Here is a 23848-nt window from a genome sequence, read left to right on the forward strand (position 1 = left end):
CGGCTCGTGATACTTGGACCGGTAATCGAAGCCTTAGTTTAGGCGAGCGTGGAGGCCTTGTAAATCATAGACTTCCAAATCGCGCAGATAACGCAGACCTTCGACCGCCGCGCGCGCGCCGGACATCGTCGTGTAGTACGTGACCTTGTTGGCCTGCGCGCTCATACGGATGGAACGCGAATCGGCGATGGCCGCGCGCGTTTCATCGACGGTGGTAAAGACCAGCGCGATTTCGCCGTTCTTGATCATGTCGACGATATGCGGACGCCCGTCCTTCACCTTGTTCACGACCTTCACGGGCACACCCGCCGCCGCGATGGCCGCGGCCGTCCCCTTGGTCGCGACGATCGGGTAGCCGAGTTCGTGCAGCATGCGCGCGACTTCGACGGCCTTCGGCTTGTCGGCATCCATCACGGTCAGAAGCACCGTGCCGGATTCCGGCAGACGCGAACCCGCCGCGAGTTGCGACTTGAAAAGCGCTTCGCCGAAGGTGCGGCCCACGCCCATCACCTCGCCCGTCGAACGCATCTCGGGCCCGAGCACGGGATCGACCGCCGGGAACTTGACGAACGGGAACACCGCTTCCTTCACGCTGAAGTACGGCGGAATCACTTCCTTCGTCACGCCTTGCTGCTTGAGCTTCTGCCCGACCATTGCGCGCGCCGCGATTTTCGCGAGCGGCAGGCCCGTCGCCTTCGACACATACGGCACCGTGCGCGATGCACGCGGGTTCACTTCCAGCACGTAGATGACATCCTTCTTCGAGCCATCTTCTTGCGGAACTTGCTGGATGGCGAACTGCACGTTCATCAGGCCGACCACGTTCAGCGCCTTCGCCATGGCGGCGGTTTGCCGCTTCAGTTCGTCGATGGTGTCTTGCGCCAGCGAATAAGGCGGCAGCGAGCAAGCCGAGTCGCCGGAATGCACGCCCGCCTGTTCGATATGCTCCATCACGCCGCCAATGAAGACGTCGTCGCCATCGGAGATACAGTCCACATCGCATTCGATCGCGTCGTTCAGGAAGCGGTCGAGCAACACCGGCGAGTCGTTCGATACCTTCACGGCCTCGCGCATGTAGCGTTCGAGATCGCGCGGCTCGTGGACGATCTCCATTGCGCGGCCACCCAGCACATAAGACGGACGCACGACCAGCGGGTAACCGATTTCTTCTGCGAGCCTGAGTGCTTCGTCTTCGGCGCGCGCGGTGCGATTCGGCGGCTGGCGCAGATTCAGATCTTTCAGCAATTGCTGGAACCGCTCGCGATCCTCGGCGGCATCGATCATGTCCGGCGACGTACCGATGATCGGCACGCCGTTCGCTTCGAGGTCGAGCGCGAGTTTGAGCGGCGTCTGGCCGCCATACTGCACGATCACGCCGACCGGCTTTTCCAGCTCGACGATTTCGAGCACGTCTTCGAGCGTCAGCGATTCGAAGTACAGACGATCGGATGTGTCGTAGTCGGTCGAAACCGTTTCAGGATTGCAGTTGACCATGATGGTTTCGTAACCATCTTCGCGCATGGCGAGCGCGGCGTGCACGCAGCAATAGTCGAATTCGATGCCCTGCCCGATCCGGTTCGGGCCGCCGCCGAGAACCATGATCTTCTTCTTGTCGGTCGGATTGGCTTCGCACTCGTCCTCGTAGGTCGAATACATGTACGCCGTCTTGGTCGCGAACTCGGCCGCGCAAGTATCGACGCGCTTATAAACCGGCCGCACCTTCAACTCGTGACGACGGCGGCGCACGTCTTCCTGCTTCGAACCGGTGAGCTTCGCAAGACGCCGGTCGGAAAAACCGCTCTTCTTCAGATACAGCAATTCGTCCTTGCCAAGGCTTTCGATCGTGCGGCCTTCGAGCGCCTTCTCCTTCAGGATGATCTGCTCGATCTGCGCAAGGAACCACGGGTCGATCGACGTTTCCTCGAAGATTTCCCGAGCCGTCAGACCAAGGCGGAACGCGTCGCCGAGATACCAGATGCGGTCCGGTCCCGGCTCGCCGATTTCGCGGATGGCTTCGTCGCGGCTCGTGGTCTTTTCGTCCAGACCGTCGACGCCCACTTCGAGACCGCGCAGCGCCTTCTGGAACGATTCCTGAAACGTGCGGCCCATTGCCATGACTTCGCCGACGGACTTCATCTGCGTGGTCAGGCGCGAGTCGGCCTCGCGGAATTTCTCGAACGCGAAACGCGGTACCTTCGTCACGACATAGTCGATGGTCGGCTCGAACGACGCCGGCGTCTGACCGCCTGTGATCTCGTTCTTCAACTCGTCGAGCGTATAGCCGCACGCGAGCTTGGCCGCGACCTTGGCGATAGGAAAGCCCGTTGCCTTCGATGCCAGCGCGGACGAGCGCGACACGCGCGGGTTCATCTCGATCACGACCATGCGGCCGTCGTCGGGGTTGATCGCGAACTGCACGTTCGAGCCGCCTGTGTCGACGCCGATTTCGCGCAACACGGCAAGCGACGCGTTACGCAGAACCTGATACTCCTTGTCGGTCAGCGTCTGCGCGGGCGCGACGGTGATCGAGTCGCCGGTATGCACGCCCATGGGATCGAGGTTTTCGATCGAACACACGATGATGCAGTTGTCCTTCTTGTCGCGGACAACTTCCATCTCGTACTCTTTCCAGCCGAGAAGCGATTCTTCGATCAGCAGTTCGCGCGTCGGCGAAAGATCGAGACCGCGCCGGCAAATTTCCTCGAACTCTTCCTTGTTATACGCGATGCCGCCGCCCGAACCGCCCAGCGTGAACGACGGGCGAATCACGGTCGGATAGCCGCCGCTGCCAGTGGCCTCGGCGATTTGCGCCTGCACGGTCAGCGCTTCTTCCATGGAATGCGCGATTCCAGACTTGGCTGAACCGAGACCGATCTTGGTCATTGCGTCCTTGAACTTCTGGCGGTCTTCGGCCTTGTCGATGGCTTCCGGCGATGCGCCGATCAGCTCGACGTCGTACTTTTCCAGCACGCCGTGATGGAACAGATCGAGCGCGCAGTTGAGCGCGGTCTGTCCGCCCATGGTCGGCAAGATCGCGTCCGGCCGCTCCTTCGCGATGATGCGCTCGACCACTTCCCACGAGATCGGCTCGATGTAAGTGACGTCGGCCGTGTTCGGGTCGGTCATGATCGTCGCGGGATTGCTGTTGACGAGGATGACCTTGTAGCCTTCCTCACGCAACGCCTTGCAAGCCTGCGCGCCCGAATAATCGAACTCGCACGCCTGGCCGATGATGATCGGACCCGCGCCGATGATGAGGATGCTCTTGATGTCTGTGCGCTTCGGCATAACTGCTCTCGATGTTTTGTGTTGCGGTGTTCCGTTCTGTGCTCTCGACTGTCAGGCAGTGACTTTCTGCGTCTCCATCAGCTTGATGAAGCGGTCGAACAGATATGCAATGTCGTGCGGGCCGGGCGACGCTTCCGGATGACCCTGGAAGCAGAACGCGGGCTTGTCGGTGAGCGCGAAGCCCTGCAGCGTGCCGTCGAAAAGCGATACGTGCGTGACCTTTGCGTTGGCGGGCAGCGTGTCGGCATCGACCGCGAAACCGTGGTTCTGCGACGTGATGACCACGCGGCCGTCTTCCAGGTCTTTCACCGGATGATTCGCGCCGTGGTGGCCGGTCTTCATCTTCATGGTTTTCGCGCCGACCGCGAGGCCCATGATCTGGTGTCCTAGACAGATGCCGAAGGTCGGAATGCCGCGCGCGATGAATTCACGCGTGGCCGCGATGGCGTAGTCGCACGGTTCCGGGTCGCCGGGGCCGTTCGAGAGGAAGACGCCATCCGGATTGAGCGCGAGTGCGTCAGCCGCGCTCGCTTGCGCCGGCAGCACGGTGACCTGGCAACCGCGCTCGGCGAGCATGCGCAGAATGTTGTACTTCACGCCGTAATCGAACGCGACGACGCGAAACTTCGGGGCTTCCTGCGTGCCGTAGCCGCTGCCGAGGCGCCATTCGGTCTGCGTCCAGTCATAGGGCTTGTCGGTCGACACGACTTTTGCCAGATCCATGCCCGCGAGGCCGGGAAACGAGCGCGCGAGTTCGAGCGCCTTTGCTTCGTCGTCGCTGCCCGCGAGAATGCAGCCGTTCTGCGCACCTTTGTCGCGCAGAATTCGCGTGAGCTTGCGCGTGTCGATGTCCGAAATCGCGACGACGCCTTGCGCCTTCAAATAGTCGGAAAGCGACTGCTCGGAACGGAAGTTGGATGCGAGCACCGGCAGGTCGCGAATGATGAGACCGGCGGCATGGACTTTGGTGGCTTCGACATCTTCGGCGTTCACGCCGACGTTGCCGATGTGCGGATAGGTCAGCGTGACGATCTGGCGGGCGTAGCTCGGATCGGTCAGGATTTCCTGATAACCGGTGATGGCGGTGTTGAATACGACTTCGCCGATCGTCGAGCCGGTTGCACCGATCGATTGACCACGAAAGACCGTGCCGTCGGCAAGTGCGAGTAGTGCTGGGGAGAATGACGGCAACACGGAAGGCTCCTTGGGGGACACCCTGTTACCGACCTGTCTGTCCGAAATTCAGGCTTGGTTCCCGGCGTTCATTGCGATGAACGGGGATATCCTTTGCGCTTTTGTCAGCGGCGGCTCGTCAGCCGCGCGTCGCGGCTTGGATCAACGCGCTGGGTGGACCCAACGGGATAACGAAGCAGGCGATCGGCGGCGTGCGGCGCGCACTGCAAGGCGCAGCGAACGACGGTGAATGGGGGTAGGCGCTAGGGTGCGGGTTGATATGCTCAAACCTTCGAATTATAGCTTGAATGCGGTCTTTTAGCCAAATCTGGGAATGGTCTGCTTGTTGCCACGCGCCTTTCGCACGACGCGGCGCGCCCGACTTCAGTGCACGGCCTGCTTGCCCTTATCGAGCGCGGCGCTCGGCCACGCATACCAGACGGCGCTTGCCACCTGCAGCGCGATGAGCGAAATCCAAACGGTGAGATGCGCCGACACGGGATAGCGCCCGCCCACGGACGGCCAAAACGACAGCGCGGCGCCGACCCCGACCTGAAAACCAAAGATGAGCAAGAAAATGACGAGCGTGAGAGTCGTATTGGTGCGGCCAATCATGTGCGACGGGAAGTACTCCGCCACGATCGCGTAACTCAGAATGCCCGTGCCGCCGAAAATGCCGTACGCCGCGAGCAGCACCGCCGGCGGCAGCGGCGCGCGCAGCACCATGAGGATTTGCGTGATGACGAACAACACCATGCCGCCGCCGCAGAACGCATATACCGATATGCCGCGCCGCTCGATACCGCGCGCCGCCGCGCCGAAGCCGACGCTGCCGAACATCATCGCGAGGCCGAGCACCGAGACGAGCGCGGAGGCGTGGGCAGGCGTGAGGTCCATCACGTCGAGGAGATAGGGCTTGATCCACAGGGATTGCATCGCGTAAAACACGCCCTGCGTGACGACGGAAAACGACGCGATCTTCCAGAACGCGCCGCTCTTCAAGATGTGCCAGGTGCCTTTGAACTGCGTGACGATGTCGGCCTGATGGCGCGCGTCGCTCTTGCGCGGTGCAAACAGCAGGATGGCCGCGGACACGATCAGCGTGAACACGCCGAGTCCGACGCAAACTTGCCGCCAGTTGGCAACCTGCAGAAGCGATGCGAGCGGCGAGCCGACCGCGACGCCGCCGAGACCGCCAACGGCCATCGTGAAGCCATTGACGAGCGGCAGTCGCGCGACAGGGAAATGCTGCGCCGACGCCTTGAACGCTGCGCTCAGACAGACCGAAACACCGACGCCGATCAAAAGCCGCCCCACCATCAGCCCGGCCAATTCTTGCGACGCCCCGAAAACCCAGATTCCAACCGCCGCGAAAACCAGCATGCCGGCCGTCACCGTGCGCGGCCCGAAGTGATCGAGCAGCACGCCGACCGGGATCTGCGCGAGCGCAAAGCCTATGAAGTAAAGCGAAGTCAGCAGACCCAGGTCTGCCGCCGACAAACCGAGGTCGTGCGTGATCAGCGGCGCGAAGCCGAGATTCACGCCCCGGAATAAGTACGAGACGAAATAGCCGGCGGCGAACAAGAAAAAAACGCGAAGACGAACTGAGGACGACATGCGATGCGAGCGCTTCATTGTTGTTTTGAATGCCAGTTTAACTGGCGCACCAAAAGAAAACGCCGTCACCTTGGTGACGGCGTGGAATAAACCGAGAAGCGCGATACTTAGTGTTTCGTGGTCTTCTTCGTGGTAGCGCGTTTGGCGGGTGTGGCTGTTTTGGCGACGGCCGGCTTCGCTGTGTAGGACTTGCTGGAACTCGAAACCTTCGTGTATTTCGTCGCCGAATGCGTCGTGGCCTTCGCCGATGCGCTCTTGGCAACCGGAGCGCGCGTACCGATCTTCGTCACGCCGCCCGACGAACGGCTCGACGCCGAAACGGTTTCCAGACGAACCGGACCCGGCTCGGCCGGCACTGCCTTGCCATACGGCACATGCAGAACAACGACTTGCCCCGGCATGAAGACTTCGCGATGCGTGCGGTTCCAGGCCCTGATCTGTCCGACCGAGACGTTGTAGCGATCCGCCAGCGTCTCGATGGACTGTTTGCGGCGCACGCGGATGGCCATCTTGCGCGTGTCGGGCACGTCGCGTTCGACGGCAAGCATGGCGTTCGAGGCGACATCGGCGCTGATGTCCTCGTCGTCGTCATCATTACGCGGCACGACGATGGTCGAGCCCGGCTTCAGACGCATGCCAGCCGGAATATGGTTCACCGACATGAGCGTGTCCGCATCCACGCCGATCTTCTCGGCAATAGCGGCCGGACGCGCACGCTCGGACACCGTGTAGGTCGTCCAGGACGACAGCGCGCCCGTGTACGAACTCAGATTGCGCTGGAACGTCGCTGCGTTGTCGAACGGCAGCAAGATCTGCGGATTGGTCGCGCCGAGAATGACCGGCTTCGAGAACGACGGATTCAGCGAGCGGAATTCCTCGACACTCATGCTGGCCAACTTCGCGGCCATGGTCACGTCGATGTCGCGCGCGGTCGTGACCGTCACGAAATACGGGTGATTCGGAATGTCGGGCAGCGCAAGGCCATATTGCTGCGGGTTGCTGACGATATTCTTGACCGCCTGCAATTTTGGCACGTAATTGCGCGTTTCGTTGGGCATGCGCAGGCTTTCGTAGTCCGTCGGTAAACCTGCGGCTTCGTTGCGCGCGATGGCGCGCTGCACATTGCCCTCACCCCAGTTGTATGCGGCGAGCGCGAGATGCCAGTCGCCGAACATATCATGCAAACGCGAGAGATAGTCGAGCGCGGCGCTGGTCGATGCCAGCACGTCACGGCGCTCGTCCTGCCACATGTTTTGCTTGAGGTTGTAGTCGCGGCCAGTGCCCGGCACGAACTGCCACATGCCAGCGGCCTTCGCGACCGACAGCGCCTGTGGGTTATACGCCGACTCGATGAACGGCAGAAGCGCCAGTTCCGTCGGCATATGACGTGCTTCGAGTTCTTCGACGATGTGATACAGGTACTTCTGCGAGCGCGCAGTCATGCGCTCCACATACTCTGGGCGCTGCGCGTACCAGTTGACCTGCATGTCGACCAGATCGGTTTGCAGATCAGGAATCTGGAAGCCCGCGCGAATGCGGTTCCACAGGTCCGACGACCCGACGAGCGAAGTGACAGGCGTCTTGTCGACGTCAATGGTTTCCTTGGCTGCGGCAGTGCGGCGAATGGTGTCCGCGACCTTTTGCTGCGAGGCTTCGGTGGGTGTTGCTGTGGTATTGGAGGTGAGCGCTGTCGGACCTTGACTGGCACACGCGGCCAGTGTCAGGACGGATAGCGCACTAAGTGTTAGTCGCATGAACGTTCCGGCTTCCAAAGAAGACGCTTGGAAATTTGAAGCCGATGGTACGGAACCGCACTTGCAACGTCAATAAGAATGCACGTAATTCCCCTGCAAAATCCTGCATCTATCGGCGTTTCCAAAGTTTCGGATTAAGTTCGCCCTAATTATGAGACATCAGCGGAACTTATCTTTCCAGCCGCGCATCACGCGAAATGCGTCGAGGCGGTCGGAAATCGGCTGTCCGAACTGAGTGGAAATTGTTGCCTGAATGGCCTTGTCGTCCACGCGCAGAAAGGGGTTGACGCACTTCTCGTGGCCGATGGTCGTTGGCAGCGTGGGCTTGCCGGCCGCTCGCAATGCGACGGCGTCATCGTTCCAACGCGCAAGCGCCGCGTTATCCGGTTCGCATGCGCGCGCAAAGCGGATGTTCGAAAGCGTGTATTCGTGGGCGCAGTGCACTAGCGTATCGTCAGGCAGCGAGGCGAGCGAATCGAGCGAGGCGAGCATCTGCTGCGGCGTGCCCTCGAAAAGCCGGCCACAGCCGCTTGCAAAAAGCGTGTCGCCGCAAAAGAGATGCGGTGTGCCGCGCGGGTCATGTGCCTGAAAGTACGCGATGTGACCGGCCGTATGGCCAGGTACATCGAGGACGCGAAACTCCAGGGCAGGCTGGTCCACGCGCACGATATCGCCTTCTGATAAGCGCGCAGTCAAATGTTCGATGCGCTCGCCGGCCGGTCCGTAGACCGGCACGCCACCCTCTGCCGTTCGGCTATCGAGCAGTGCTTTGACGCCGCCGACGTGGTCTTGATGATGGTGCGTGAGTAAAATAGCGGTCAGCCGCCAACCGCGTTCGGCGAGATACGCCTCGACGGGCGCGGCGTCGCCCGGATCGATCACGACCGCGTCGCGCGAGTCCGACACGAGCCAGATGTAGTTGTCCTCGAACGCCGGAACCGGAACGTATTCGAGCGAACCCTTAGCATGCGAATCCATAGCGATCATCTAGCGGCAACCCCAACATGTCAGACCGAGTGATTATAGACTGGCCCGCCTGGACAAGCTCCGCACCCGGACGTTATGTGCTCGAGTGGGAACAAGCGCAGCTCGATCGCGTGGTATCCGACATCTTCGGCTATCACGCGCTTCAGCTTGGCATGCCGCAACTCGACGCGCTGCGCGAAAATCGCATGACCGGCCGCGGGCTCGTGCTCGACGCGGAAAGCGGCGCGAGCGCGCCCTACACGATGCCGCAAGCGGCCTCGCGCAGCGTGAGTCCGTTGCCTGCCGCGAGCGCGCCGGAAGGCCGCGCCACGGTCTGGTGCGATTTGCTCGACTTGCCTTTCGAAGCGCAGAGCGTCGATTTGCTCGTGCTGCCGCATACGCTCGAATTTTCGCGCGATCCGCACAGGCTTCTGCGTGAAGCCGAGCGCGTGCTCGTGCCTGAAGGCCAGCTCATCATCCTTGGCTTCAACTCCTTGAGTCTGTGGGGCGCGCGCCAGTCGTTCGGCAAGGTCACGGGACGGCCGTTCGTGCCGGCGGCGCACGAGATGATCGCGTTCACGCGCATCAAAGACTGGATCAAATTGCTTGGATTCGACCTTGAACGCGGACGCTTCGGCTGCTATCGTCCCCCGCTCGTCACGGACAAGTGGCTGCAACGCTATCAATTCATGGAACCCGCCGGCGACCGCTGGTGGCCCATCTTCGGCGCGGCGTACATGATCACGGCGGTGAAGCGCGTGCGCGGCATGCGGCTCATCGGCCCGCGCAAATTGAAGAAACCCGCGCTCGCGCCTGGCCTTGCACCAGTCGCCGCACCGCACACTCGCAACGAGCATTGATGACTGACGAATCCGCATCGACGAACGCATCGAACAAAATCATCGACATTTACACGGACGGCGCGTGCAAGGGCAATCCGGGCCCCGGCGGCTGGGGCGCCCTGCTCCGCTTCGGCTCGCTCGAAAAGGAACTGTTCGGCGGCGAAGCCGCGACCACCAACAACCGCATGGAACTGATGGCGGTGATCGCCGCGCTCGAAGCCTTGAAGCGGCCCTGTCAGGCCGTGATCCATACCGACTCGCAATACGTGCAGAAAGGCATCAGCGAATGGATTCATGGCTGGAAGAAGAAGAACTGGATGACGGCGGCGAAGACGCCCGTCAAGAACGCCGATTTGTGGAAGCGGCTGGATGCCCTCGTCGCGCAACATCAGATTGAATGGCGCTGGGTCAAGGGGCACGCCGGGCATCCCGAAAACGAACGCGCCGATGCGCTCGCCAATCGCGGCGTGAGCTCGCTCGCCGATAGCTGAAACATGCACGAACCAACGACACACATCTCATGCGCCAACTGATACTGGACACCGAAACCACCGGCCTGAACGCTCGCACGGGCGACCGGATCATCGAAATCGGCTGCGTCGAACTGGTCAATCGCAGGCTTACGGGTAACAACCTGCATTTGTACGTGAACCCCGAACGTGACAGCGACCCGGGCGCGCTCGCGGTGCACGGCCTGACGACGGAGTTCCTGCGCGACAAACCGAAGTTCACTGAGATTGCCGCGCAGTTGCGCGACTTCATCAGCGGCGCGGAGTTGATCATTCATAACGCGCCGTTCGACGTCGGCTTTCTCGACATGGAGTTCGCGCTACTCGGCTTGCCAAAAGTGTCGACGATGTGCGCCGGCGTGATCGACTCGCTCGCGCAAGCCAAGCAGATGTTCCCCGGCAAACGGAACTCGCTCGATGCGCTCTGTGACCGCTTCGGCATCAGCAACGCGCACCGCACGCTGCATGGCGCATTGCTCGACTCCGAGCTGCTCGCGGAAGTCTATTTGGCGATGACGCGCGGTCAGGAAAGCCTCGTCATCGACATGCTCGGCGACCAGCCCGCGCAAGGCACGACAGGCACGCCGCGTATCGCGCTCGACGACCTCGATCTCACGGTCATCGCGGCAAGCGCTGACGAGCTCACGGCGCATGAAGCCGTGCTCTCCGACCTCGACCGAGCGATCAAAGGCACGAGCGTGTGGCGCACGGAAGCCGCGCCCGCGGATAGCGATACGCTTGCCGCGTGATTTTTTCGAATTTGTTCAAAGAAGAGCTTTACGAATCGAGAACGTCCTGACATAATCTCAATCTCTTCGGGTGGTTAGCTCAGCGGTAGAGCACTGCCTTCACACGGCAGGGGTCACTGGTTCGATCCCAGTACTACCCACCATGACAGAGGCAAGCAGTTGAAGTCTGAACTGAATGCCATAAAAAACGGCGCCTTCGGGCGCCGTTTTTTTTCGTCCACGCGCTTCGCCAGCCGAAGCTAAGACGCCCACACGCCGCGCGCCATTCCGCTTGCGGCAATCACCATCACGATCACCAGCGCCGCTTCCAGATCGCTCATCCACGCGAAGCGCCGGGCGCGCGTGAGATCGATCGGTCCGCCCTGCGCGAGCGTCACGCGCCAGCGAATCAACGCGAGCATCGGTGAAACTTCGATCAGCAAGATCAGCACGAGCGCGGTCATCTTCAGATGAAAAAGCGGCTCGTGCAAATAGTACGAGCCGCCTTTCTCGAAGCCGCCAAACGCGCGCATCAGCCCGGTGACGATCAGCACGATTGCAGTGATGCCCCACACGGAATCGGAGCGGAACACATCGCGCAGACGCACATCGTTCGCCTGCACCGACTGCGCGACATCGAGCCGCCGCAAGGCGCGCGCACGCGCGAGCACGGCGCCCAAGGCGAAACCGAAACCAAGCAAGTGAAGCGCAGCGAGCAACCAGCGTATCAGCATCCTTCCCTCCATCGAAAACGAGAAGCAAATTCTGCGTTGCCGGCGACCTCGTCAGACTTGCCGCAAGGTCGTGTCGAGTGCGCGCGCCGCGTTGCGGTCGCCGACACTCGCCAACGGCGCGCGAAATACCGTCTTGCGATTGTGCCCCGCCGCTGCCGGCGAATCCCACAACAACTCGACCTTCGGACGGCGCGCGAACCAACTCTTCCTGAGTGTGCCATTGCGATAGATCGTCGATGCCGGCGCGGCCGGTTCCGTCGATGGCGCAAGAATCGAGATTTGCGCGGCTTCGTCGGCGACGGGCGCGGGCCACTTCACCGACAACTCCCGCGCATCGTACTGACCGAGCTTGCGGCTTTCCGCCCAGACCATCGCGGTGCGCGTGACGGGATCGAGCGAGATTGCAAAGCGGCCGATGGCAAAGCGCCGCGCCGCGATATTGGTACGCCAGAGCGCACGCGGACGGCATATCCACATCACGACTGCGTAGAGCGCCGGGCCGACCGCGAGCCAGCCGTTGGTCTCGGCGAGCGTGTGTACGAAACGGCGCCAGCCCGAAGCCCAGACGAACGCGCCCACTGAGAACATCGCGAAGGCAAACGCGAGGAGCGCAAGGAAGCGCAGCGCCTGCCGCAGCCATTGTGGCAGCGGATGCAGCGGCCGCTCGATGCGCGCCTTCGCACCCGGCAGCGCGATCAGCAAAAAAATCAGCACGAGATTCAGACACGCCCACGGCGACGATGTCATGGCGCGCAGCGAGGACAGATAGCCCATTTGCGACATCGACAACGCCCAGCGCGCCGCGAGTATGAGTCCGATGGCCCGCAGCGCGAATACCGTGCCGGCGCCGGGCGCCGGGCTCGCGCTGATTTGCTTGGGTATCGCCAAAAGTTGCGCTCCTGTCTTTCATTCGATGCACGCCGCCGCGCACTATCCACGCTAACGGCAATTTCGCTTCGCACTTGACGAAGCCCGGACATTATAGGGAGATTACGATTTTCCTCAGAGGTTTCGCGGACGAAAGCGGCTTAGCGCTCAGATGCGCCATTCAATTGTGCCATTGCGACAACGCCCCGCGAGCCTTGCGGCGCGCGGGGCGTTGTTCGATACGAAAACAGCGTGCGAAAACTTAGCCTGCGTTCACTTCGCGCAGCACCGTGCGACGCTTTTGACGCAGCAGTTCCTCGTAGTTTTCGACATAGCGCGCGGCCATGACCTTCGACGAGAAGCGCGTTTCGAACGCCTCACGCACCTTCGCGCGCGACAGCGTGTCGAGACGCTTCACTGCGGCGATCGCCGAGAGTTCGTCTTCGACAACGAAGCCCGACACACCGTTCTCGATCACTTCCGGCACCGAACCGCGGTTGAACGCGATCACCGGCGTGCCACACGCCATGGCCTCGATCATGACGAGACCGAAGGGCTCCGGCCAGTCGATCGGGAACAGCAGCGCGTGCGCGTTGCCGAGGAACTCGGTCTTTTCCGCTTCACTGATTTCACCGATGTATTCGACATGCGGCAGCGCGAAGAGCGGCTTGATCTCTTCCTCGTAGTAAGCGCGATCGGCCTTGTCCAGCTTCGCGGCGATCTTGATCTTCATGCCGGCGGCCTGCGCGATACGGATTGCACGGTCCACGCGCTTTTCCGGCGAGATACGGCCGAGAAACGCCAGGTAGCCGGGCTTGACGTTCGGGATCGGCGTGAGCAGATTTTCCGGCAGGCCGTGATACACCGTCGACAGCCAGTTCGCTTGCGGCAGCGGCTGACGCTGATTGTCGGAAATCGAGACAACCGGCACGTCGTTGAACGTCGAGAAGATTGGCTGCAGTTCTGGCAGATCGAGACGACCGTGCATGGTCGTCACGAACGGCACAGGCTGACGTGCGAACAGCGAGAACGGGTAATAATCGATATGGAAATGCAGCACGTCGAATTCGTCAGCGCGGCGGCGGACTTCTTCGAGCAGCAGCATGTGCGGCGCCATCGTGTCGCGAATGGTCGGATCCAGACGCAGCGCTTGCGGCCAGAACGCTTCGAGCTTCGCGGACGTTTGCGAATCACCGCTCGCGAAGAGCGTGACGTCGTGTCCGGCCTCGACGAGAGCCTCGGTCAGATAAGACACCACGCGTTCCGTGCCACCGTAGAGCTTCGGCGGAACAGCCTCGTGGAGGGGCGCGATTTGAGCGATTCGCATGTCGGAAACTCCAAAATAAAAATCAGGCTAAGTACTTCAGTCGTGGACAAGGGGCGAATCGCTCGGCTCGGGCGGGAGCTGCTGCGGTGGATTCACCGCGTTGCAAAGCTGATGCACGAGAAAGAAAAGCGTGGTCGCCGGTCACTTGGGTTTTGCGCGAGACCTTCGAACGGATCGCATCGAAGCAAAAGCGATTCCATGTCTCAAAATAATCCGCACACCAGCAATAAACGCGTAACGGCTTTCGAGGTTGACGACATCCTACAAAAAGCTGTCAAAAAAACTTAGTGAAAACCCGGAGCGAATTATGGAGCTTTTTACAGAGCACGCAGGCAGGCATTTCAACTTATTTACCTTGTTACACGGGGGAAACATTTTGCAAACCCCTGTTTACTAAGGCTGTTCTACATTGGACCCACGCGCTTGAACGATGCACGGGCGACGCCACGCTCTCGATGCTGCGAAGTCCATTTCGACCACCCATCAACCTACGCTGGCGCGACACGTGCTTTGCCTTGGCGGTGCCACCGGTCTGAAATCGAACCCGTATAGCGTGGCTGCGGCAGGCGAGCTTAATTTGAGCGCTTGCTCCATCGCAAAAAGTTTCGCAAAGTGCTTACAATGCGCGCCGATGCCGCAAGGCGCTCGAATCGCGGCGGCGCTCGGCCTAGCGTTCGGTCCACTGCGGACGATGTCGAAGCGGCAAGACTGCCGCCCAGCATTAAACGCCCGATTGACGCCTGAGGCTTGAGCGATAGTGGCTACAATTCAGGCAATGGAGACGGCGCCGCGTCGCCGAAACGCTTTTCGCCCGGAAATCCGAAAGCGCAACACACGCTCAACCGCTCTACGACGAAAAAAGACCATTGGACCAACTTACCGTCTCTCAACGTAACGCACACAACGCCAAGCTCGCGAGCTATGCACATCGCCCGCTGGCGTTCCTTCTGCGTTACATACGCCGGCATCCGGTAGCGCATGCCATCGTCCTCTTCAGCGTGTTTGCCGCAGTTGGCTGCGCGCTCGCTTCCCAGTACGCGATCAAACATCTGATCGATGTGCTCGGTCAAGGCCGGGGGCATCCCGGTCCGCTCTGGGGCGCGTTCATGATCCTGGTGGGACTGATCGCCGCCGACAACCTGCTTTGGCGGGTCGGCGGCTGGGTCGGCGCGCACGTGTTCGTGATCGTGACGGGCGACCTGCGCAAGGACTTGTTCTCGTACTTGAGCGGCCATTCGCCGACTTACTTCTCCGAGAAACAGCCCGGCATGCTCGCGAGCCGGATCACGGCGACCTCGAACGCGATCTACACCTCCGAAAACGTGATGGCCTGGAACGTCTTGCCGCCGTGCATCGCGGTGCTGGGCGCGATCATCATGATCGTCGCGGTGAATCCGTTGATGGCGTGCTGCCTCATGGGCGCGTCGCTGATCCTCGCGTTCATTTTGTATCGGCTGGCCAAGCGCGGTTCGGCGCGGCATCACAGCTTCGCGTCGAAGGCCGCTTCGGTGGATGGCGAACTGGTCGACGTGATCGGCAACATGGCGCTCGTGCGCGCGTTCGGCATGACCTTCAACGAGCAGAAGCGTTTCGGCTCGACAGTGAAGGCCGAGATGGTCGCGCGTCAGCAAAGCCTCTTGTACCTGGAAAAGCTGCGCCTCTTCCACGCGGTCGTGACGGCGATTCTCTCCGCCGGGCTGCTCGGCTGGGCACTGTGGCTTTGGTCGAAAGGCCAGGCGACCTCGGGCGATATCGTGCTCGTCAGCTCGCTCGGTTTCACGATCCTGCACGGCACGCGCGACCTCGCCGTGGCGCTCGTGGATGTCACGCAGCACGTCGCGCGTCTGGCCGAAGCCGTGCAGACGCTGCTCGAACCGCATGGCATGCCCGACCGTTCCGACGCCACCGAACTCGTGCCACAGGGCGGCCGCGTCGATTTCGATGGCGTCACGTTCGCGTATCCGCGCCGTCGTCCGATTCTCGACAACTTCCATCTGCATATCGAACCGGGTCAGCGAGTCGGTCTGATCGGCAAGTCGGGCGCGGGCAAGTCAACCGTGCTCGCGCTTCTGCAGCGCTTCTACGAGACGCAGAAGGGCAGCATCAAGGTCGATGGCCAGGATATCAACGGCATCACGCAGGACAGCCTGCGACATTCGATTGCGCTCGTGCCGCAGGATATTTCGCTGTTCCATCGCACGGTGTTCGAGAACATTGCGTATGGCCGGCCCGAAGCGACGCGTGAGGAAGTCATGGCCGCCGCTCGCGAAGCCCGCTGCACGGATTTCATCGAAGCAATGCCGGAAGGCTTCGATACCATCGTCGGCGATCGCGGCGTGAAGCTGTCGGGCGGTCAGCGTCAACGCATCGCGATCGCGCGCGCGATTCTTAAAAACGCGCCAATTCTCTTGCTCGATGAGGCGACGTCCGCGCTCGACAGTTCATCGGAAGAAGCCATTCAGCAGGCGCTCGACCGGTTGATGGTCGGCCGCACGGTGGTTGCCATTGCGCACCGTTTGTCGACGTTGCAGAACTTCGACCGCATCATCGTGATGAGCGCCGGCAAGGTGATCGACGATGGCTCGCCGCAAGAACTGCGCGACCGGCCTGGGTTGTATCGCGAGTTGCTGTCGAAGCAGCACGGCAAGTTGCCATCCATCGTTGCCACGCCGCATAAGCAGCCGGCCTAAGTTTCGACGACGACGTTAAAAAGCCGCGCTTCCCGGAAGGGAACGCGGCTTATTTAATCTGCGTTGCTTTGGCGTAATCGGTCGCCGCTCTACCCCGCCTTCAAATCCCGCAAAAAGTTATCCCGCCACACGGAAACGTTGTTGTCGCGCAGTTGCGCCATCATCTCCGTATAACGCGCCCGGCGCTCGTCGAGCGGCATTGCAAGCGCGGTGGCGAGTGCATCGGCCATATCGTCGATATCGAGCGGATTCACGATGAGCGCGGCAGTCAGCTCACGCGCAGCGCCAGCGAATTGCGACAACACAAGCACGCCGGGATCGTCCGGGTCTTGCGCCGACACATATTCCTTTGCCACCAGATTCATGCCGTCGCGCAATGGTGTGACGAGGCCGACATGCGCCTCGCGGAACAGCGCCGCGAGCACCGGCCGTTCGTATTGCCGATGGATATAGCGAATGGGCGTCCAGTCCAGCTCGGCGTAACGCCCGTTGATGCGCCCCGACTCCGCTTCGAGTTGCAGGCGAATGTCGCGGTAAGCATCGACGTCCGAGCGCGTCGGCGGCGCGATCTGCAAAAACGAAACGTTGTTTCGCTGCTGCGGCCGATGCTCGATCAGACGCTCGAACGCCCGAAATCGCTCGACCAGACCCTTCGAATAATCCAGCCGATCCACGCTCATCACGAGCTTGCGCTGATGCAGCGTCGCCTTGACGATCTGCACGTCGCGGCCGCTCTCGCCGTGTTTCGCGAGCGCCGCGACTTCGTCGGGATAGACGCCAATCGGATAAGCCGCCGCGCGCGCCGTCTTGCCGAACGCGCTGACCACGACCGGCTTCGCGCCGTCTTTCGCGAGCGTGCCGCCCGCCTCGGTTTCGATGTAATCGCAAAACGCGCGCAAATCGGGCTCAGTTTGGAAACCCAGCAGATCGAAGTCGCACAACGCTTCCACCAGGTTCCGATGACGCGGCACGCTCAAGAGAATCTGCGACGCTGGAAACGGTATATGCAGAAAGAACCCGATGCGATTTCGAACGCCCTGCGCCCGCAACGCCTGCGCAAACGGAATGAGGTGATAGTCGTGCACCCAAATCACGTCGTCGGGCTTGAGCAGCGGCGCGAGCTGCGCGGCCAGCCAGCGATTGACGCGGCAATAGCCTTCGTATTCGTTGCGGTCAAACTCGATCAGATCCGGCCGATAGTGAAACGCCGGCCACAACGTCGCGTTGGAAAACCCGCGATAGTACTGATCGTAGTCTTGCCGCGAAAGTCCGATGGTCGCGAACGTCACCGGCCCGTGCTCTTCCAGCTTGATGCTTTCCGGCGGCGCGTTCAGCACGTCGCCGCTCCAGCCGAACCACATGCCGCCGGTTTCCTTGAGTGCGTCGTAGACGCCGACCGCGAGGCCACCCGCGGCCGGGCCGCCTTCGGAGATCGGCGCCACCCGGTTCGAAACGATGATCAGCCGGCTCACGCGTGCTTCCCCGCCGTGCCCGCGATCACTTGCAGCCAGTCGAGCAGCAGTTCGACGGATTCGATTCGCGCGCGCGCCACGGTGTCGCCGGGACCGACTTTGATCGACAGACCGTCGAATTCGTTGACGACCGCGAAGCCTTTCTCGTCCGTAAGATCGTCGCCGATGAAGACGGGCTTGCGTCCCGTGAACGGCGGCTCGCTCATGTACGCGCGCACCGCGCGGCCCTTGTCGACGTCCTTCGGCTTGATCTCGTAGACCATCTTGCCGGGCTGAAGCACGTAGGCATCGGCGTATTGTGCGACGAGCCGCTCGGTGGCCGCACGCGCGGCCGGTTCGCGATCCGGCGCATTGCGATAATGTAGCGCGAGCGCGGCGCCCTTGATTTCGAGCAGCATGCCGGGATTCGCGCTGACGACGCCTTCGAGCGCGTGCTCCATGCGCAAAAGCCGCTCGTCGTTGAAACCAATGCGCTGCACGTCGCCATTCGAATCGCGCCGCTCGGCGCCGTGCATGCCGGCGACGGGCAGATCGGGCATCTGCAAGAACGAATCGATGTTGTCGATACCGCGCCCCGACACAACCGCGACCGCGTTATTGGTGGCGCGTCGCAAGGCGGCGAGAATGTCGGGCACCGAGCGCGGCACGAAAATGCCATCCGGCGTGGAGGCGAGTTCGACCAGCGTGCCGTCGAAGTCGAAGAAGAAAGCGGTCTCGGCAAGAGACAGGGAATCGGGAAGAATTTGCATCGATCGTTGACCTGTGGTTTGCCTGTGATGGGCGCGTGCGTATCGCATGTTACTGCCGCAGGCTTTCCGTCTGGAAAGGAGCGGATTGACGATCGCATGGCGTCTTGCTTACGGAAGAGCAGGCGCGCGCGGCAAATTGTCTCAAAAATGTGCTTAAAGCTAAATCATGCGCCTCACGCCGATGAAAAGGCGTGTATTTTGCGGGCTTGATACAGCCGTTACAGTCCAAAGCACCTTTCGATGCCCGTACCCTTCCGCCGCCTGCTTGTATCTGTTCTGCTCACCGCGCTTGCTGCCTGCTCGCGTCCCGCCGAGCCCTGGCATCTGACCGATGTTTCCGGCCATCTGCCCGATCTCGATTTTTCACTCGTCGATGACAGCGGCGCGCATGTGTCGGGCCAATCGTTGAAAGGCCGCGCGACGCTCGTCTATTTCGGCTATACGCATTGTCCGGATGTGTGCCCAGAAACCATGGCGCGTCTCATGCAGGTTCTGGCGCGCGTGGGGCCTGACGCGGACCAGACGCGCATCGTATTCGTTTCGGTCGATCCCGCGCGCGACACGCCCGCGTTGCTGCGGACTTACGTGCGCGCTTTCGACGGCAAACACGCCGTGGGCATGACGGGCTCGGATCGGCAAATCGAAGCCATCGCGCAGCGGTACCGCGTGGCGTATCAGATGGAGAAGCGCGATCCGAGCGGCGCTTACGAGGTCACGCACAGCTCGGCCGTGTACATCTTCGATCGCGATGGTCACGCGCGCCTGCTTGCCACCGACCGCGATTCCATCGACGCCATTGCAGCCGATCTCGAACGCGTGATCCACGGGAAGAGCATGTAGGAACGCGCTCTCAGGCGTTATGCGCCGAAGCCGGGACGGCGCATCCACACGTGCGGAATGCCGTCTTCGTCATGTACGCCCGACGACGCGACGAAACCGAACGCGCCATAAAACTTCTGCAGATGGGCTTGCGCGTGCAGACTGATCGGCTGATCCGGCCATTGCGCGATGATGTGATCGAGCGCGCGTTCGAGCATCGCGTTACCGAGTTTGAAGCCGCGAAATCTAACGGTCGTCAGCACGCGGCCAATGCGGACATCGGTTTCGCTTTCTTTCGGAAACCCTGGCAGCAACACACGTAGATAGCCTGCGAGTTGCTCGTCTTCGCCGTAGGCGAGCAAATGCCAGGCATCGACATCGTAGCCGTCGATATCGCCATAAACGCAGTTTTGCTCGACGACGAAGACCGCGCTGCGTGCCGCGAGCATGTCGTAGACCTCGGTCGTCGTGAGATCGTCGAAGCGCTTCCAGCGCCACTGAATGTTGGAGAGTCTGTCGGTCATGGATTTGGCATGCGGCGCGGCGGATGCCGCGCCAATGGAAAGTGCCGCAATTATGCCGCGCCGGCGCCACGCGGCGTATCGGGAGCTTCCTTGCAGCAATCGAGAATCGGCAGAAGCGCCGAAGATCCGACGTTGTAAAAAGAAAAAGCCCTGACGAATCAGGGCTTTTTTTTGGAGGCGCGAACCGGAGTCGAACCGGTCTAAACGGCTTTGCAGGCCGCTGCATAACCGCTTTGCTATCGCGCCATAAGCGGTGTGGTGGTCCCGGCCGAAACGCCGGCAAGTCCACCAAACAAAAAGGGAAGCGTTGCTTCCCCTTTGATTGGAGCGGGAGACGAGGCTCGAACTCGCGACCTCAACCTTGGCAAGGTTGCGCTCTACCAACTGAGCTACTCCCGCATTGATCTTTCCGTGCTGCGTTACTGCTTACACTTGCTTGCTGCTGCTTTCGTTGCCGCTTCGCTTGATACCGCTGCGCTGCATGCCTCGAAAACTTGAATCTGGAGCGGGAGACGAGGCTCGAACTCGCGACCTCAACCTTGGCAAGGTTGCGCTCTACCAACTGAGCTACTCCCGCGTTGCTGATGCTTTCTGCCGTCTTCGCGGTGCCTTCAGCTCTTTACTTCCTTGCTGCTGGCGCTGCGTGTTCGACAGAAACGAGATTATGTAGAAGCGAAGAAAAGGTGTCAACTGTTTTTGCGCGCCCTTTTCGTGTTTCGACGCAATTTTTAGCAAACTGAGGAACGGCTGCAAGGACGGCTTAACTCACAGCATGCCGCCCCGCTCACGAATCTGCGGCCACGCGAGTTTCATGTAGTACAGCATCGACCAAACGGTGAGGAACGCGGCGACATCGATGAGCCACAAGCCCCACACGCGCGTATCGATCACCCATTGCACGCCGGGGATGCGCAACTGCCCATAAAACAGCAGCATCGGAATGGCGACCATCTGACATACGGTCTTGAACTTCCCCAGCGAATTCACCGCGACGCTCTTCGATGCGCCGATCTGCGCCATCCATTCGCGCAGCGCCGAGATCGTGATCTCCCGCCCGACGATCACGAGCGCGATCACCGCGTTCAAGCGCATGAGCTGCACGAGCACGAGCAAAGCAGCCGTCACCATGAGTTTGTCCGCGACCGGGTCGAGAAACGCGCCGAACGCGGACGTCTGATTAAGCTTGCGCGCAAGAAAGCCGTCGAACCAGTCGGTGAGCGCGGCCAGAACGAAGATGACCATGGCGAGCAAATTACGATGCTCGAGGCTCAACATCATGTCCGGCAAATAGAACACGCCCACGACGAGCGGAATCAGCACGATTCGCAGCCACGTCAGGAAAATCGGTAAGTTGAACGGCATGGACGAGAGCGAGAGCCACATGAAAGGGAGGTGCCATTGTGCCGCGTCGACCCGTCGCTCACAAGGCGGCGGGCCACGCGGCGCGGCCATTGCGAGCCGCGCCGCGCCATGCGTCCGGCTCAATGCAACTGTCGATAAATCTGCTGCGCGAGTGCCAGCGAAATGCCTTCGACGCTCGCCAGATCTTCCACGCTCGCCGCCTGCACGCCGCGCAAACCGCCGAAACGCGACAAGAGCCGCTGACGCCGTTTCGCGCCGACGCCTTCGAGTTCTTCCAGGCGCGACGTTTGCCGCGTCTTGGCGCGCTTGGCGCGCATGCCGGTGATCGCGAAGCGATGCGCTTCGTCGCGAATCTGCGCGACGAGCATCAGCGCGGCGCTTTCCTTGCCGAGTTCGAGCGCGGAACGGCCATCGGCGAAGATCAGCGTTTCGAGCCCGACCTTGCGCCCTTCGCCCTTCGCGACACCCACCAGCATGCCATGATCGAGCCCGAGCTCCGAAAACACCTGGCGCGCGATCTCGACTTGTCCCTTGCCGCCATCGATCAGCACGATATTCGGCAGCGTCCCGCCAGCAGATACGGGCGATGCGGCATCCGGCGTGACGTTGGGATCGGCGGCGTCTTCGGTTTGCAACGTCGTGGCTTCGTCGCTGGCGTTGGCGGCGGCAAGCGCGACCATTTTCTCGTAGCGGCGCGTGAGCACTTGACGCATGGCGGCGTAATCGTCGCCGGGCGTGATGCCGGTGATGTTGTAGCGACGATACTCGCCCGACTGCATCTTGTGATGGTGATACACCACGCACGATGCCTGCGTCGCCTCGCCCATGGTGTGACTGATGTCGAAGCACTCGATGCGCAGTTGCGCCAGGTCTTCCATGTCGAGGCTGAGCGTCTCGGCGAGCGAGCGCGTGCGCGCTTGCTGCGAACCTTGTTCCGATAGCAGACGCGCGAGCGCGAGCTTCGCGTTTTGCTCGGCCATGGAGAGCCACACGCGTTTCTGACCTTGCGGCTGACGCAGTAGCGTGACCTTGTGTCCCGCCTGTTCGTTGAGCAGATCGATGAGCTCGCGGCTCGCGGGCGCGTGGCTCACGACCAGCACCGGCGGGATGCGATTGCCGATGTAGTGCTGTGCCATGAACGCTTCGAGCACTTCGGCTTCGAGGGCGCCTTCGCGGGATGTTTCGTTGGCTTCGATGGCGTCTTCCGAGTCGAGCTCTTCGTTGGCATCGAGTGCGTCGTTGGCTTGCGTTTCGTCGTTGGCCTCGGTTGCGTCGGCGGCTGGCGTCATGTTGTCGGCTGTGCGCGCGTCGTTGGCTTCGAGCACACCGCCGCCGTCCATTGCATCGTCCGCTCCGGCGACACCCGCAATCACCGCGACACTCGTACGAGCGGCACCCGATTCGCTCGACGCTTCCGTCGCTCCGACCGCGTCCGGCGCCTGCTCTTCCAGGTCATCCCCAAGCGCATCCTCATCGCCCAGCGCGATCGCGCTTTCGACATGCGCCGGAAAATACGCCTTGTCGCCGAGATGCCGGCCGCCGCGCACCATCGCCAGATTCACGCACACCTTGCCGCCGAGCGCCACGACCGCGAGGATATCGACGTCGCTCTCGCCGCCGACTTCGATCGCCTGCTGATGCAGCACCGTCGACAGCGAACTCATCTGATTGCGCACGGCCGCCGCCTGCTCGAAGCGCAGATCGGCGGCGAAGGCGTGCATCTTCTGCTCGAGTTCCTTCATCACTTCGCCCTGCCGGCCGAGCAAAAAACGCGACGCGTTCGATACATCGCGCGCGTAGTCGTCTTCGTTGATGAGTCCCGTGCACGGCGCCGTGCAGCGCCCGATCTGATGCAACAGACACGGCCGCGTGCGATTGCTGAACACCGAGTCTTCGCACGTGCGCAGCTGAAAGACGCGCTGCAGAATCTGGATGCTCTCGCGCACGGCCCACGCGCTCGGGAACGGCCCGAAATACTGGTTCTTCTTGTCCACCGAGCCGCGGTAGTACGCCATGCGCGGAAACTTGTGCCCGGTCAGCTTGAGGAACGGATAGGACTTGTCGTCGCGAAAAAGAATGTTGTAGCGCGGCGCCAGCGCCTTGATCAGATTGTTTTCGAGCAGCAACGCTTCCGCTTCCGAGCGCGTCACGGTCGTCTCGATCTTGCGGATGCGCGTCACCATCATCGCGATGCGCGGCGAGTGCAGCGTCTTCGTGAAGTAGCTCGACACGCGCTTCTTCAGATTGCGCGCCTTGCCGACATAGAGCACCTTGCCGTCGCCGTCGTAATAGCGGTAGACGCCCGGCAGATTCGGCAATTGCCTGAGCGTTTTCTTCGGGTCGAAATCCGGTGCGGGAGCGTCGTTGTCAGTCATGCAGCGAGTAAGCGTGGAGCGCGAGGAGGCATCGGCACGGCGCGAGGACGCT

At 61.5% G+C, this 23848-nt stretch carries 18 protein-coding genes and 4 tRNA genes; 6 read left to right on the plus strand and 16 right to left on the minus strand.

Annotated features, from left to right (window positions below):
- Window positions 1–33: 33 nt before the first annotated feature.
- From carB to gloB, 5 genes are all read right to left on the minus strand, one after another.
- Window positions 34–3288: a carbamoyl-phosphate synthase large subunit gene (carB, locus tag NCT03_RS09800; protein WP_250465242.1), complete on the minus strand. Its 3255-nt coding sequence runs from the start codon at window positions 3286–3288 to the stop codon at window positions 34–36.
- 51 nt (window positions 3289–3339) lie between these two features.
- A complete protein-coding gene (gene carA / locus NCT03_RS09805) occupies window positions 3340–4482 on the minus strand; it encodes a glutamine-hydrolyzing carbamoyl-phosphate synthase small subunit (RefSeq protein WP_250465243.1) in 1143 nt (380 codons plus the stop codon).
- Window positions 4483–4845: 363 nt separating this feature from the next.
- Window positions 4846–6096 carry an MFS transporter gene (locus NCT03_RS09810; protein WP_502800364.1) on the minus strand — a complete coding sequence of 417 codons (1251 nt, stop codon included), beginning with the start codon at window positions 6094–6096 and terminating at the stop codon, window positions 4846–4848.
- Between the two features lie 89 nt (window positions 6097–6185).
- The gene (locus NCT03_RS09815; protein WP_250465245.1) at window positions 6186–7832 is read right to left on the minus strand and encodes a transglycosylase SLT domain-containing protein; all 1647 of its coding nucleotides are present in this window, start codon (window positions 7830–7832) and stop codon (window positions 6186–6188) included.
- 159 nt (window positions 7833–7991) lie between these two features.
- Window positions 7992–8819 carry a hydroxyacylglutathione hydrolase gene (gene gloB / locus NCT03_RS09820; RefSeq protein WP_250465246.1) on the minus strand — a complete coding sequence of 276 codons (828 nt, stop codon included), beginning with the start codon at window positions 8817–8819 and terminating at the stop codon, window positions 7992–7994.
- A gap of 17 nt (window positions 8820–8836) precedes the next feature.
- On the opposite strand from gloB, the gene NCT03_RS09825 reads away from it, so the two are divergent.
- The 4 genes from NCT03_RS09825 to NCT03_RS09840 all read left to right on the plus strand — a co-directional run bounded on the left by NCT03_RS09825 (window position 8837) and on the right by NCT03_RS09840 (window position 11041).
- Window positions 8837–9658 (plus strand): class I SAM-dependent methyltransferase, encoded by an 822-nt coding sequence (locus NCT03_RS09825; protein WP_244825765.1) that lies wholly within the window; start codon window positions 8837–8839, stop codon window positions 9656–9658.
- A complete protein-coding gene (rnhA, locus tag NCT03_RS09830; protein ID WP_244825767.1) occupies window positions 9658–10131 on the plus strand; it encodes a ribonuclease HI in 474 nt (157 codons plus the stop codon). Before NCT03_RS09825 ends, rnhA begins: the two co-directional genes overlap by 1 nt.
- Window positions 10132–10160: 29 nt before the next feature.
- Entirely contained in the window at window positions 10161–10898 is a 738-nt protein-coding gene (gene dnaQ / locus NCT03_RS09835) for a DNA polymerase III subunit epsilon (protein WP_250465247.1), read from the plus strand.
- 68 nt (window positions 10899–10966) lie between these two features.
- A tRNA-Val gene (locus NCT03_RS09840) sits at window positions 10967–11041 on the plus strand.
- Window positions 11042–11137: 96 nt separating this feature from the next.
- On the opposite strand, the gene NCT03_RS09845 is transcribed toward NCT03_RS09840, so the two are convergent.
- The 3 genes from NCT03_RS09845 to NCT03_RS09855 all read right to left on the minus strand — a co-directional run bounded on the left by NCT03_RS09845 (window position 11138) and on the right by NCT03_RS09855 (window position 13805).
- A complete protein-coding gene (locus tag NCT03_RS09845) occupies window positions 11138–11611 on the minus strand; it encodes a DUF2214 family protein (protein WP_244825771.1) in 474 nt (157 codons plus the stop codon).
- A 51-nt stretch (window positions 11612–11662) separates the two neighbouring features.
- Window positions 11663–12499: a hypothetical protein gene (locus tag NCT03_RS09850; RefSeq protein ID WP_250465249.1), complete on the minus strand. Its 837-nt coding sequence runs from the start codon at window positions 12497–12499 to the stop codon at window positions 11663–11665.
- A 241-nt stretch (window positions 12500–12740) separates the two neighbouring features.
- Window positions 12741–13805, minus strand: coding sequence for a glycosyltransferase family 4 protein (locus tag NCT03_RS09855; protein WP_244825773.1), 1065 nt, complete (start codon window positions 13803–13805; stop codon window positions 12741–12743).
- An 866-nt stretch (window positions 13806–14671) separates the two neighbouring features.
- On the opposite strand from NCT03_RS09855, the gene NCT03_RS09860 reads away from it, so the two are divergent.
- Entirely contained in the window at window positions 14672–16495 is a 1824-nt protein-coding gene (locus tag NCT03_RS09860) for an ABC transporter ATP-binding protein (protein ID WP_244825774.1), read from the plus strand.
- 89 nt (window positions 16496–16584) lie between these two features.
- Here NCT03_RS09860 and otsA read toward each other — a convergent pair whose 3' ends face one another.
- Both otsA and otsB read right to left on the minus strand, forming a co-directional pair.
- On the minus strand, window positions 16585–17967 hold the full coding sequence (gene otsA / locus NCT03_RS09865; protein ID WP_250465250.1) for an alpha,alpha-trehalose-phosphate synthase (UDP-forming): 1383 nt from the start codon (window positions 17965–17967) through the stop codon (window positions 16585–16587).
- Window positions 17964–18716, minus strand: a complete 753-nt coding sequence (gene otsB, locus NCT03_RS09870) for a trehalose-phosphatase (RefSeq protein ID WP_250465251.1) — start codon at window positions 18714–18716, stop codon at window positions 17964–17966. The genes otsA and otsB overlap by 4 nt, the downstream gene beginning before the upstream one ends.
- Before the next feature lie 240 nt (window positions 18717–18956).
- Between otsB and NCT03_RS09875 the strand changes: the two genes are divergently transcribed.
- Complete coding sequence (locus tag NCT03_RS09875) at window positions 18957–19556, plus strand: SCO family protein (RefSeq protein WP_250465252.1); 600 nt, start codon at window positions 18957–18959, stop codon at window positions 19554–19556.
- Window positions 19557–19573: 17 nt separating this feature from the next.
- Here NCT03_RS09875 and NCT03_RS09880 read toward each other — a convergent pair whose 3' ends face one another.
- From NCT03_RS09880 to uvrC, 6 genes are all read right to left on the minus strand, one after another.
- Window positions 19574–20059: a GNAT family N-acetyltransferase gene (locus NCT03_RS09880; protein ID WP_250492614.1), complete on the minus strand. Its 486-nt coding sequence runs from the start codon at window positions 20057–20059 to the stop codon at window positions 19574–19576.
- A 172-nt stretch (window positions 20060–20231) separates the two neighbouring features.
- A tRNA-Cys gene (locus tag NCT03_RS09885) sits at window positions 20232–20305 on the minus strand.
- Window positions 20306–20382: 77 nt separating this feature from the next.
- A tRNA-Gly gene (locus NCT03_RS09890) sits at window positions 20383–20458 on the minus strand.
- Between the two features lie 102 nt (window positions 20459–20560).
- A tRNA-Gly gene (locus NCT03_RS09895) sits at window positions 20561–20636 on the minus strand.
- A gap of 188 nt (window positions 20637–20824) precedes the next feature.
- Window positions 20825–21421 (minus strand): CDP-diacylglycerol--glycerol-3-phosphate 3-phosphatidyltransferase, encoded by a 597-nt coding sequence (pgsA, locus tag NCT03_RS09900; protein ID WP_244828086.1) that lies wholly within the window; start codon window positions 21419–21421, stop codon window positions 20825–20827.
- Window positions 21422–21540: 119 nt separating this feature from the next.
- Window positions 21541–23796 (minus strand): excinuclease ABC subunit UvrC, encoded by a 2256-nt coding sequence (uvrC, locus tag NCT03_RS09905; RefSeq protein WP_250465254.1) that lies wholly within the window; start codon window positions 23794–23796, stop codon window positions 21541–21543.
- Window positions 23797–23848: the final 52 nt, after the last annotated feature.

Origin of the sequence: Caballeronia sp. GAWG1-1 (genome assembly GCF_023631465.1) — a bacterium.
GTDB lineage: Bacteria > Pseudomonadota > Gammaproteobacteria > Burkholderiales > Burkholderiaceae > Caballeronia.